General features: G+C 66.3%; 10 protein-coding genes and 1 pseudogene. 5 read left to right on the forward strand and 6 right to left on the reverse strand.

The features are described from left to right. Nucleotides 1–4: 4 nt before the first annotated feature. Complete coding sequence (locus tag OH686_RS13875; RefSeq protein WP_289533321.1) at nucleotides 5–1,039, forward strand: HlyD family secretion protein; 1,035 nt, start codon at nucleotides 5–7, stop codon at nucleotides 1,037–1,039. On the opposite strand, the gene OH686_RS13880 is transcribed toward OH686_RS13875, so the two are convergent. The 3 genes from OH686_RS13880 to OH686_RS13890 form a co-directional block, all read right to left on the reverse strand. Then, nucleotides 1,036–2,022 (reverse strand): hydrolase, encoded by a 987-nt coding sequence (locus OH686_RS13880; protein ID WP_289533323.1) that lies wholly within the window; start codon nucleotides 2,020–2,022, stop codon nucleotides 1,036–1,038. The two genes, OH686_RS13875 and OH686_RS13880, sit on opposite strands and share 4 nt — an antisense overlap. Before the next feature lie 61 nt (nucleotides 2,023–2,083). Then, nucleotides 2,084–3,250: a nucleotide sugar dehydrogenase gene (locus OH686_RS13885; protein WP_289533325.1), complete on the reverse strand. Its 1,167-nt coding sequence runs from the start codon at nucleotides 3,248–3,250 to the stop codon at nucleotides 2,084–2,086. Between the two features lie 12 nt (nucleotides 3,251–3,262). Then, entirely contained in the window at nucleotides 3,263–4,126 is an 864-nt protein-coding gene (locus tag OH686_RS13890) for a glycosyltransferase family 2 protein (protein WP_289533327.1), read from the reverse strand. Between the two features lie 38 nt (nucleotides 4,127–4,164). On the opposite strand from OH686_RS13890, the gene OH686_RS13895 reads away from it, so the two are divergent. After that, on the forward strand, nucleotides 4,165–5,103 hold the full coding sequence (locus tag OH686_RS13895; RefSeq protein WP_289533329.1) for a UDP-glucuronic acid decarboxylase family protein: 939 nt from the start codon (nucleotides 4,165–4,167) through the stop codon (nucleotides 5,101–5,103). 215 nt (nucleotides 5,104–5,318) lie between these two features. On the opposite strand, the gene rsmD is transcribed toward OH686_RS13895, so the two are convergent. The 3 genes and pseudogenes from rsmD to OH686_RS13910 form a co-directional block, all read right to left on the reverse strand. Next, nucleotides 5,319–5,912: a 16S rRNA (guanine(966)-N(2))-methyltransferase RsmD gene (gene rsmD, locus OH686_RS13900; RefSeq protein WP_289533331.1), complete on the reverse strand. Its 594-nt coding sequence runs from the start codon at nucleotides 5,910–5,912 to the stop codon at nucleotides 5,319–5,321. Then, nucleotides 5,912–7,396, reverse strand: a complete 1,485-nt coding sequence (locus OH686_RS13905; protein ID WP_289533333.1) for a M16 family metallopeptidase — start codon at nucleotides 7,394–7,396, stop codon at nucleotides 5,912–5,914. The genes rsmD and OH686_RS13905 overlap by 1 nt, the downstream gene beginning before the upstream one ends. Then, nucleotides 7,392–8,757, reverse strand: a pseudogene (locus OH686_RS13910) (M16 family metallopeptidase); the annotation flags it as partial. The gene OH686_RS13905 and the pseudogene OH686_RS13910, both read right to left, overlap by 5 nt. A gap of 127 nt (nucleotides 8,758–8,884) precedes the next feature. On the opposite strand from OH686_RS13910, the gene ftsY reads away from it, so the two are divergent. Genes ftsY through ftsX form a run of 3 tightly spaced genes read left to right on the forward strand, consistent with a single transcriptional unit; the run spans nucleotide 8,885 to nucleotide 11,987 of the window. Next, complete coding sequence (gene ftsY, locus OH686_RS13915) at nucleotides 8,885–10,312, forward strand: signal recognition particle-docking protein FtsY (RefSeq protein WP_289533336.1); 1,428 nt, start codon at nucleotides 8,885–8,887, stop codon at nucleotides 10,310–10,312. Continuing rightward, the gene (ftsE, locus tag OH686_RS13920; RefSeq protein WP_137974702.1) at nucleotides 10,309–10,977 is read left to right on the forward strand and encodes a cell division ATP-binding protein FtsE; all 669 of its coding nucleotides are present in this window, start codon (nucleotides 10,309–10,311) and stop codon (nucleotides 10,975–10,977) included. The genes ftsY and ftsE overlap by 4 nt, the downstream gene beginning before the upstream one ends. Next, a complete protein-coding gene (gene ftsX / locus OH686_RS13925) occupies nucleotides 10,977–11,987 on the forward strand; it encodes a permease-like cell division protein FtsX (protein ID WP_289533339.1) in 1,011 nt (336 codons plus the stop codon). The genes ftsE and ftsX overlap by 1 nt, the downstream gene beginning before the upstream one ends. The last annotated feature ends 64 nt before the right edge of the window (nucleotides 11,988–12,051 follow it).

Below are 12,051 nucleotides of genomic sequence, written 5' to 3' on the forward strand. Positions count from 1 at the left end.
TTTCATGAAGATCCGTTTCAGCAGTTCGAAGGAACAACAACCCACCCAGGACCACGGCCTGCAGGTGCTCTACGCGCCCGGCAAGCGCCTGGCCTTTAAGTTGCGCTGGTACCTGATCCTGCTGGCCGTCACCAGCCCGCTGCTGTGGCTGGTCGGCCGCGCGCTGCTTAGCGTGTGGCTGATCGAGGCGCCGGCCCAGCTGCAGCTGACCACCAGCGAGCTGCGCGCCCGCGAGCCGGGCCAGGTGCAGCAGGTGCTGGTGCGCCCGGGCGAGCGGGTGACGGCGGGGCAGGTGCTGGTGCGCCTGGACAACCCGGAGTGGCGCGCGCGCCTGGCGCTGCTGGCCGAGCCGCCGGCGCCGCCGGTGGTGCCCACCGACGACGCCCTGGGCGCTCGCGAGCGCGATACCCTGCAGCGCCTGCTGGTCAGCGCCGAGCAGCGCCTGCAGCAGCTTTCCGGTCTGCAGGCGGCCGGCGCCGCCACCCGCGGCGAGGTGCAGGCGGCGCGCGACGAACGCGATCGACGCCAGCGCGACCTGCTGCAGTTCGAGCGTCAGCAACGGGTGGTGACGGTGCCGGATGCCGGCGAGCAGCAGCGCCTGCTCGAGCGCGCCTGGCTGCAGGCGCGTCTCGAGGGCCTGACCCTGGAAGCCGCGGCGGCGGGCGCGGTCAGCGAGGTGCTGGTGGCCGAGGGTGAGAATGTCGGCCCCGGCACCCTGCTGCTGCGCCAGCATCGTCTCGACGAGGCGCAGCTGTGGGTCTATCTCGACCCGCGCGACGCCGAGTACGCCGTGCCCGGCCAGCGCTTCCGCCTACTGATGCCCGACGGCAGCCGTCTGCCGGCCGAGGTGATCCGCCGGGTCGAGGACACCATCGCCGTGCCGGCCGAGCTGCAGCCGGCCTTCAGCGCGCCGAGCCGTCACCTGCGGGTGCTGGCGCGCCTGCAGGGCGAGCTGCCGGAACAGTGGCGCATCGACCGCCTCGGCCTGACGGCGCGCTTCCCGCACCGCTGGGCCTGGCTCAACGCCTGGGCCGACTAACGCCCGCCAGCGAGCCAGGCGGGAATGCGTCGCTCCAGGTAGAACTCCGGCCGCCGCGGCGAGCCCCCGATGAAGCCGACATGGCCGCCGCGGTCGTGCAGCTCCAGATGGGTGCTGCGCGACAGTTCCTGGGCCTGCGGCACGCTGTGGGGGAAGACGAAGGGGTCGTCGCTGGACTGGATGATCAGCGTGCGTGTGCGAATCCGCTCCAGGTAGTAGCGGCTGGACGCGCGGCGGTAGTAGTCATCGGCGTCGGCGTAGCCGTGCAGCGGCGCGGTGAAGCGGCCGTCGAAGTCCCAGAAGGTGCGCATGCCCTCCAGCGGACCCAACTGCTGCAGCGCCGCCAGGCGCTCGTGATGGCCCTCGTCGGTAAAGCGCTGCTGCTTGTCGCGCACATACGCAACCAGCTCGCGCATGAAGTGCGCCTGGTAGACCTTGGAGAAGCCGCGGTCGATGCGCTCGGCGCAGTGGTCCAGGCGAAACGGCACCGACACCGCCACCGCGCCCTGCAGGCCGGAATCCTCGCCCGACTCGCCCAGGTATTTGAGCAGCACGTTGCCACCCAGCGAATAGCCCACCGCATACAGCGGCGCCAGCGGCCGCTTGGCCTGCAGATGACGCACCACGCTGACCACGTCCTCGCTGACCCCGGAGTGGTAGCCGCGCGGCAGTAGGTTGGGCTCGCCGGAGCAGCCACGCCAGTTCAGCGCCACGCTGGCCCAGCCCCGGGCCGCCAGTTGCTGCTGCAGACCGAGCACATAGTGGGAGCTGGAGGAGCCGGTCAGCCCGTGCAGCACCAGTACAAGTGGCGCCGTGGCGTCATGCGGGCCATGCCAGTCCAGGTCGAGGAAATCGCCATCCTCCAGCCACAGCCGCTCGCGCTGCCGTTCCAGCTGCGGCAGCGTGCGGCACAGCGAACCCCAGAGGGTCTGCAGGTGTGGGCTGGGTAGCCACCAGGCGGGGGAGAAGGGAGGAACGGACATCGGTTGCGTGCCGGAGCGGGAAAGGCTCCAGAGTAAGGCGCTAGAGCGCTCCAGAGAAGAGTCAGTCGCGGCCGAACAGATCGCGGGTATAGATCTTCCCGGCCACATCGCCGAGCGCTGCACTCATTCGATTGGTGAGGATGACGTCGGCTTCGCGTTTGAACAGTTCCAGATCATCGACGATGCGCACCTCGGCGTATTCGCTCTGATTCAGTCCCGGCTCATGCACGATCACCTCGACGCCCCTGGCCATGATGCGCTGCATGATGTCGAGGATGCTGGAGGCGCGGAAGTTGTCCGAGTTGCTCTTCATGATCAGGCGGTAGATGCCCACGACTCGTGGCTGGCGCTTGAGAATATCTTCGGCGATGAAGTCCTTGCGCGTGTCGTTCGACGCCACGATGGCGTGGATAAGGTTTTGCGGCACGTCGCGGTAGTTGGCCAGCAACTGCTGGGTGTCCTTGGGCAGGCAGTAACCGCCGTAGCCGAAGGAGGGGTTGTTGTAGTGGTCGCCGATGCGCGGGTCGAGGCCGACGCCTTCGATGATCTGCCGGCTGTCCAGACCATGGCTGGCGGCATAGGTGTCGAGCTCGTTGAAATAGGACACGCGCATGGCCAGGTAGGCGTTGGCGAACAGCTTGATCGCCTCCGCTTCCGTCGAGTCGGTAAGCAGGATCGGTACATCGGGCTCCAGAGCGCATTCCTTCAGCAGCTCGGCAAAGATTTCCGCGCGCCGCGAGTGCTCGCCGACCACGATGCGCGTCGGGTGCAGGGTGTCATGCAGGGCGCGCCCTTCACGCAGGAACTCGGGGGAGAAGATCAGTCGCTCGCAGGCGAAGCGCTGGCGTGCCTTCAGGGTATACCCGACCGGCACCGTCGACTTGATCACCAGCACCGCCTCCGGATTGATCGCCATGGCCTCGCCGATCACGCTCTCGATGGCCTGGGTGTTGAAGTAGTTGGTGTGGGCGTCGTAGTCGGAAGGTGTGGCGATCAGCACATACTCCGCCCCTTCGTAGGCTTCCTGCTTGTCCAGAGTGGCGCGCAGATCGAGCGACTTGTTCCGGAGATAGTCCTCCAGCTCGGGATCGGCGATCGGCGACTGCCGCCGGTTGATCAGCTCCACCCGGGTCGCGTCTATGTCCAAGGCCACCACCTCATGCTGCTGAGCGAGCAGCACGGCATTCGACAGACCCACATAACCCAGGCCGACAACGGTGATCTTCATCGCGGAGCACCTCTATTGGTTGTTGGCCCGTTCGGCCAGAACTCGAACGCTGGTCTTGCGCGCGCCGAACAATCCATAGCGGCGAGGCCTGGCAACTTCCAGCGACAGATCCACTGTGCGGCTGTCGACCGTCATCAGGTTTTGCATCTGTAGGCGGATGATGAAGGTCGCAGGTTGCAGTTTATGGTGCTTGAGGCTGTCGCTGATGGTGTTGAGCATGTGCTGGTGGGCTGCGAATGGAATGTCGCGAATGCCATAGCTGTGCAGGTGAGCCTTAACTTTCACATAACAGCTGTTGATCAGGCTCTGGATCGAGATGTTCTTGATCGTGTGGAAGGTGGTGCGCTCGTCATCGGCGTGGGAAATGGGTTCGACGAACCGGTTGGGGTAATAGGCTGGTTGAGCGTTCCCCTCCTGGGGAAGCCTGGCGTATAGATCGATATCTTCGCCGCCCCAGCCGCGGACAACATCGTCGTAGCCGCGAGCTGCCGTAAAGGCTGCGCGGGTACAAAGGAAGGTACCGGCGATTTCCTGCAGCTGTCGGCCATCGGCCAGACTGGGTCGATAGAAGCTGCCCTCCTCAAGATTCTGGCGCATCCAGTCCAGCCAACCGCTTTTCACTTTGATATCGGCATCGATGAAACACAGCCAGGGTGAAGAAGAATGAGCGGCGCCGATATTGCGAGCGCGTGGCAGGCAGAAGCCGGGGTCGTCGTTGACCCGGATGACTTTGACTTCTGGGTAATGCTCTTCGACCCAGTTCCCCGTGTTGTCAGGGCATCCGTAATCCACCAGAATTATTTCCGCCGGTGACTCCGCAATTATTGTCGGCAGTGTCTGCTGTATATGGTGCAGGCGGCCTTTGCAGGTGGTCACGAAGGCTATCGGATACATAAGTAATCTCAGGGTCGACTATGCGAGTGCTGGTAACAGGCGGGGCGGGGTTTATTGGTTCGCATATATGCCGGCGTCTGCTCGAAGATGGTCACGAAGTTTTATCGGTGGATAATTACTTCACCGGCAGTCGGCAGAATATCCAGGATCTGTTGAGCAATCCGCGATTCGAGGCCATGCGCCATGATGTGACTTTCCCGCTCTATATCGAGGTTGATCGCATCTTCAACTTCGCCTGTCCGGCCTCGCCGATACACTATCAGCGCGATCCGGTGCAAACAACCAAGACCAGCGTGCATGGTGCGATCAATATGCTGGGCCTGGCCAAGCGCACGGGTGCACGGATTCTTCAGGCATCCACTTCGGAAGTTTACGGTGATCCGGAGTGCCATCCGCAGGCAGAAGGTTATTGGGGGAGGGTCAACCCGATCGGCATAAGAAGTTGTTATGACGAAGGAAAACGTTGTGCGGAAACCTTGTTCTTCGATTATTACCGGCAGCACGCACTTGATATAAAAGTGGTGCGTATCTTCAATACTTACGGGCCGGGCATGCAGTTGCACGATGGTCGCGTCATCAGCAACTTCATTGTTCAGGCGCTGCGCGGTGAAGAAATCACCATATATGGTGACGGCAGGCAGACCCGTTCTTTCTGCTTCGTCTCTGATTTGGTCGAGGGTGTGATTGCGATGATGGACAGTCCGGTCGACCTGCCGGGGCCGGTGAATCTGGGCAATCCAGCCGAATGCAGCATCACCGATATCGCCGAGACCATCATCGGCCTGTGCGGCTCTGCCTCGAAGCTGATCTATATGCCGCTGCCCGAGGATGATCCACGCCAGCGCCAGCCAGATATCTCCCTGGCTCGTGAACGGCTGGATTGGCAGCCCAAAGTCGCGCTGGAGGATGGTCTGCTCGAAACGATCGGCTATTTCCGTGGCGTGCTAGGTCTGAGGTGAGGTTCGGCTAGCGCCGTGGACGCGCCAGGAGGCGCTGGGTGGTCAGGCCGAGCAGCAGGCCCGGCCTTTCGCGTACACTAATGCGGCTGGCAAGGTCCAGGCCGATCTCCCGCTCCGTCAGCAGCAGCGGCAGGGCGAGGCCGATCAGCAGAGCAGCAAGTAGGGCAGATTGGCGTAGATGAAATCCCTCAGCGACGAAGGCTGCCGGGACATCTTCAGTCCCGCGCCCACAGTGCGTAGTACACCTGCCCCGCCTTCTGCTCGCGGTGCAGGCGCCAGTTGCCGGGCATGGCCAGGGTCGAGGGAGCGGTTTCGCTTTCGGTGTAGATCCAGGCGTCCTTGGCCAGCCAGCCTTTTTCTTCCAGCAGCGCGCAGGCCGGTGCCAGCAGGTCCTGGCCGAAGGGCGGGTCGAGGAATACCAGGTCGTAGGGCGTGGCCGGCTGGCTGTCCAGGTGGCGCAGGGCATCGGTCTGCAGCAGCTGGCCGTTGCTGCATTTCAGCATGGTGAGGATCTGCCGCAGGCTGGCGATGGCATTGCTGTTGCTGTCCAGGGCCAGGGCGCTGCTGGCGCCGCGCGACAGGGCTTCGAGGAACAGCGCGCCGCTGCCGGTGAAGCAGTCCAGCACGTGGGCGCCCTCGACGTAGGGCGCCAGCCAGTTGAACAGCGTCTCGCGCACGCGGTTGGGCGTCGGGCGCAGGCCGTGGGCCATGGGGAAGCTGAACTGGCGGCTGCGCCACTCGCCGCCGATGATGCGCAACTGGCCGCTGCCGTTGTGTTCTGCGGGTTTTTTACCAGGGGACTTGCGCATCAGTGCTCCGGCGGGCCGGCCGGTTGCTCGGCGGGCTTGTCGGTGGGTGGGGGCAGCGGCTTCTGCGCGACCGTAGGGCCGGCGGTGACGATGACCAGCTTGTCGGATGCCAGGTGCTTGGCCATGGCGGCCTTCACCTGCTCCACGCTCAGGCCCTGCACTTCGCTCATGAAGTCGTCGAGGTAGGTCAGCGGCAAGTCGTAGAAGCCCATGCTGCCGAGCTGGCCGACGATGTCGGCGTTGCTCGCGGTGGTCAGCGGGAAGCTGCCGACCATCTCGCGCTTGGCTTCGTCCAGTTCCTTCTGGGTTGGGCCGTTGGCCAGGTAGTCGGCGAGGATGTCCTGCACCAGCTTGAGGGTGCCTTCGCTCAGCTCGGCGCGGGTCTGCAGATTGATCATGAACGGACCGCGCGCCTGCATGGCGCTGAAGCCGGAGTAGATGCCGTAGGTCAGGCCGCGCTTCTCGCGCACCTCTTCCATCAGGCGGGTACCGAAGCCGCCGCCACCGAGGATCTGGTTGCCCAGCATCAGCGCGGCGTAGTCCGGCTCGCGGCGGTCGACGCCGAGCTGGGCCAGCATCAGGTGGGTCTGGTTGGACGGGAACTCGATATGGCTGGGGCCGGCCTTGGGCTCCTCGGGCTGGGCGATGCGCGGCAGAGCCGGGCCCTTGGGCAGGGAGGCGGAGACCTTGGCCGCGATGGCCTCGGCCTCGGCACGGGAGAGGTCGCCGACCAGGGCGATCACCACGTTGCCGGCCGCATAGGCCTTGGCATGGAAGGCACGCAGCTGCGCCACCGAGATGCCGGGGATCGACTGCTCGCTGCCTTCGCTCGGGTGGGCATAGGGGTGCGTGCCGTACAGGCGCTCGAAGAGTTGCAGGCCGGCCAGCTTGCCGGGGTTCTGCTTCTGGTACTCGAAGCCGGCCAGCAGCTGGTTCTTGATCCGCGCCAGGGCGTCCTCGGGAAAGGTCGGCTGGCCGATGACCTGATCGAACAGGGCCAGGGCCGGCTCGCGCTGCTCGGCGGCGCTGAGGCTGCGCAGGCTGGCGATGGCCATGTCGCGGTAGGCGCCGTTGCCGAACTCGGCACCCAGGCTCTCGAAGCCTTCGGCGATGGCGGTGACGTCCTTGCCGGGCACGCCTTCGTTGAGCATGGCGTTGGTCAGGGCGGCCAGGCCGGGCACGCCGTCGTCGTGGCTGCTGCCGGCGGCGAAGGTCAGGCGCAGGTCGAACATCGGCAGCTGGCGCGCCTCGACGAACAGCACCTTGGCGCCCTCGGCGGTCTGCCATTGCTGGATATCCAGGGTGCGCTTGCTCGGCGCCTTGCCTTCCAGGGCGGCCAGCGACTCCAGGCCGGTGGATTGGGCGGGCGCTTCTGCCAGCGTCGGGGCCTGAGCGCTGCGGCTAGCGATATAGGTGAGCAGGCCGATCAGCAGGATCAGGCCGAGGCCGAGCAGGCCGTAACGGATGCCGTTGCGCTCGCTCATGGCTGGGCTCCTTCTGCGGCTTTCTCGGGCAGGATGTGGGCGACCGACAGGCGCGACGGGGTGAAGTAGGTACGGGCGGCCTTCTGGATATCGGCCGGGGTCACCGCTTCGAGGGCGGCCAGGTCCTTGTCCATCAGCGTCCACGACAGGCCGACGGTTTCCAGCTGGCCGATGGTGGTGGCCTGGCTGGTGATCGAGTCGCGTTCGTAGACCAGGCCGGCGATCACCTGGGCACGCACCCGGGCCAGTTCCTCGGCGCTGGGCGGCGTGCGCTTGAGGTCGTCGAGCTGGGCCCACAGGCCGGCTTCGGCCTGCTCCAGCGAGACGCCCTTCTGCACGTTCGGCGTGGCGGAGAGCATGAACAGGCTGTCGCCGCGGGCGAAGGCGTCGTACCAGGCGGAGGCGCCGGACACCAGTTCCTGGCCACGCTCCAGGCGCGACGGTAGGCGTGCGCTGTAGCCGCCGTCGAGCAGGGCGGAGAGCAGGCGCAGGGCATGGACTTCGCGGGCATCGGCGCTGGTGGCGATGCCGGGCACGTTGAAGCCCATCAGCAGGCTCGGCAGCTGGGTCTTCACGTGCAGCTTGATGCGTCGCTCGCCCGGCTCGGCCAGCTCGCGCGGGGCCTTGGCCGGCGGCACATCGCGGCGTGGGATGGCGCCGAAGTAGTGCTGGGCCAGGCCCTGCACCTCGTCCTTGGTCACGTCGCCGACCACCACCAGGGTGGCGTTGTTCGGCGCGTACCAGGCCTGGTACCAGTGGCGCAGCTCCTCGACGGTCATGCGGTCGAGGTCGGCCATCCAGCCGATGGTGGGGGTGTGGTAGCCGCTGGCCGGGTAGGCCATGGCCTTGAAGCGCTCGTAGGCCAGCGAGGTGGGCTTGTCGTCGGTGCGCAGGCGGCGCTCCTCCTTGATCACCTCGATCTCGCGGGCGAACTCGTCGGCCGGCAGCTTGAGGCTGGCCAGGCGGTCGGCCTCCAGCTCGAAGGCCACGGCCAGGCGGTCGCGCGACAGCACCTGGTAGTAGGCGGTGTAGTCGTCACTGGTGAAGGCGTTCTCCTCGGCACCGAGGTCGCGCAAGATGCGCGAGGCTTCGCCGGGGCCGAGCTTGCGGCTGCCCTTGAACATCATGTGTTCGAGGGCGTGGGACAGGCCGGTCTGGCCGGGTGTCTCGTAGCTGGAGCCGACCTTGTACCAGAGCTGGGAGACCACCACGGGGGCGCGGTGATCCTCGCGGACGATGACCTTGAGGCCGTTATCCAGCTGGAATTCGTGGGTCGCTTGGGGTTCGGCGGCGATTGCCGCCAGGGGCATGCAGAACGCGCTGAGGAGCAGGCCGGCGCAGCGGCGGGCGAGTCGTGTCATAGGGGCTCTTGACCTGTCGGACGGCCCGGCCGGTCGTACCGCCGGCGGGCGAAGAGGTGCTAGGATACCGCATCCTTTTCCGGGGCGGCGCGGCGATCCGTGCGGCTCCCCTGAGATCAAGCGACCCATGTTTGGTTCCCAAGACGACAAGCCATCGCCGGAGCAACCCGGCGAGAAGAAATCCCTGTTTGGCTGGCTGCGCAAGAAGCCGGAAGTCCCGGGGGCTGCCGAGCAGCCTCAAGCCGCGCCAGCGGCCGAGCCGAGCAGCGCGCCGGTCGAGCCCGCGCCTGCCGCAAGCCCTGCGCCAGTAACCGCGACCAGCGCCGAGCCCGCCGTGGCGGCGCCCGCCGCAGCGCCGGTTGTCGAGCCCGTACCCGAGTCTGTCGCCGCCGCGCCTGAGCCGGTGCCCGCACCCGTGGTGGTGCAGCCGCCGATCGAGCACCTGCCCGTGGTCGAGGCCGCGCCGCTGGCCGAAGAGCCCAAGCCGGCCTTCTCGCGCTTTCGCATCAATGCCGGCAGCGAAGTCACCCATCCGGTCCACGCCGCGCCCGTCGAACCCGCGCCGCAACCCGAGCCGGTTGCCGCGCCCACAGTGGTCGAGCAGAGCAAGCCCGGCGACAACCAGGGCGGCTGGTTCGCCCGCCTCAAGCAGGGCCTGTCGAAGACCAGCGCCAGTCTGGGCGAGGGCATGGCCAGCCTGTTCCTCGGCAAGAAGGCCATCGACGACGACCTGCTCGACGAGCTGGAAACCCGCCTGCTGATGGCCGACGTCGGCGTCGAGGCCACCAGCACCATCATCGGCAGCCTGACCAAGCGCGTGGCGCGCAAGGAGCTGGCCGACAGCGGCGCGCTGTACAAGGCGCTGCAGGAAGAGCTGGGCGGCCTGCTCAAGCCGGTCGAGCAGCCACTGGTCATCAATGCCGAGAAGCAGCCCTATGTGATCCTGGTGGTCGGCGTGAACGGTGTCGGCAAGACCACCACCATCGGCAAGCTGGCCAAGAAGCTGCAGGGCGAGGGCAAGAAGGTCATGCTCGCCGCCGGCGATACCTTCCGCGCCGCCGCCGTCGAGCAGCTGCAGGTGTGGGGCGAGCGCAACAGCATCGCGGTGATCGCCCAGCACACCGGCGCCGACTCCGCCTCGGTGATCTTCGATGCGGTGCAGGCCGCCAAGGCCCGTGGCGTTGACGTGCTGATCGCCGATACGGCCGGTCGCCTGCACACCAAGGACAACCTGATGGAGGAACTGAAGAAGGTCCGTCGGGTCATTGGCAAGCTGGACGAGACCGCGCCGCACGAGGTGCTGCTGGTGCTGGACGCCGGCACCGGGCAGAACGCGATCAACCAGACCAAGCAGTTCAACCAGGCCGTGACCCTCACCGGGCTGGCGCTGACCAAGCTGGACGGCACCGCCAAGGGCGGGGTGATCTTCGCCCTGGCCAAGCAGTTCGGCCTGCCGATCCGCTACATCGGCGTCGGCGAGGGCATCGACGATCTGCGCACCTTCGTCGCCGAGGACTTCGTCCAGGCACTCTTTGCTGAGAAGGAACAGGGATGATTCGATTCGAGCAGGTCGGCAAGCGGTATCCCAACGGCCATGTCGGGTTGCATGAACTGAGTTTCCACGTGCGCCGCGGCGAGTTCCTCTTCGTCACCGGTCACTCCGGCGCGGGCAAGTCCACCTTGCTGCGCCTGCTGCTGGCGATGGAGCGGCCGACCACCGGCAAGCTGCTGCTGGCCGGCCAGGACCTGGCGCAGATCACCACCGCGCAGATTCCCTTCCTGCGCCGGCAGATCGGCGTGGTGTTCCAGAACCACCAGCTGCTGTTCGATCGCTCGGTGTTCGACAACGTCGCTCTGCCGCTGCAGATCCTCGGCCTGTCCAAGCCGGACATCGCCAAGCGGGTCAATGCCGCCCTGGAGCGTGTGTCGCTGTCGGACAAGGTCGAGCAGTTCCCGGCCGACCTGTCCACCGGCCAGCAGCAGCGCGTCGGCATTGCCCGTGCCGTGGTGCATCGCCCGGCCCTGCTGCTGGCGGACGAACCCACCGGTAACCTCGATCCGCGCCTGGCCGCCGAGATCATGGGCGTGTTCGAGGACATCAACCGCCTCGGCACCACCGTGCTGATCGCCAGCCACGACCTGGCCCTGATCGCGCGCATGCGTCACCGCATGCTCACCCTGCAACGCGGCCGACTGATCGGCGACGGGGAGGCCGGTTGATGAGCGACAAGCAACGCAATATCAAGGCCGCCGAGCGCGTCGGCGCCGTGCAGAGCAAGGCCGACAAGCCTATCAAGCAGGGCCCGGACTTCTCCACGCTGTTCGCCGCATGGGTCGAGAGCCACCGCGCCAGCCTGATCGACAGCCTCGGCCGCCTGGTCGGCCAACCGATCGGCAGCTTCTTCACCTGCCTGGTGATGGCCGTGGCGCTGTCGCTGCCCATGGGCCTGGCCCTGCTGCTGGACAATGTCGAGCGCCTCGGCGGTTCCTGGCAGCAGGCCGCGCAGATTTCCCTGTACCTCAAGCAGGAGGCCGGTGACGACGCCGGCCTGCAGCTGCGAGAGGAGATCGCGGCCATGGCCGACGTGGCCGAGGCCGAGTTCATCGGCCGCGAGGCCGGCCTGGCCGCGTTCGAGGAACAGTCGGGCCTCGGTCAGGCCCTGCGCGAGCTGCCGGACAACCCGCTGCCCGCCGTGGTGGTGGTGACTCCCCACGAGATCGACAAGGCCGCGCTGGAAGCCCTACGCCAGCGCCTGGCCGAGCTGCCCGGCGTCGACCAGGCGCAGCTCGACCTGCAGTGGGTGGAGCGCCTCACCGCCATCCTCGGCCTCGGCGACCGCTTCGTCTTCGGCCTGACCCTGCTGCTGGTGATGGCGCTGCTGCTGGTAATCGGCAACACCATTCGCCTGCATATCGAGAACCGCCGCAGCGAGATCGAGGTGATCAAGCTGGTCGGCGGTACCGATGGCTACGTGCGTCGGCCCTTCCTCTATATGGGGGCGCTGTATGGCCTGGGCGCCGGTCTGCTGGCCTGGGGCCTGCTGGCCTTCGGCCTGGACTGGCTGAACGAGGCGGTGGTACGCCTGGCGGGGCTCTACGGCAGCGATTTCGCCCTGGGTGGCGTGCCGGCCGCCGATGGTCTTTCGCTACTGTTGGGCGCGGTTTTCCTCGGCTATATTGGCGCCTGGCTGGCGGTAGCCCGTCACTTGAGCGAGCTCGCGCCACGCTAGCAATTTATTGATTTTTGATTATTTTCTGAGCAACTGTAAGGGAACTTTTCCACTGTTCCCAGCT

The sequence above is a fragment of the Pseudomonas sp. SO81 genome, assembly GCF_030374125.1.
Classification (GTDB): Bacteria; Pseudomonadota; Gammaproteobacteria; order Pseudomonadales; family Pseudomonadaceae; genus Aquipseudomonas.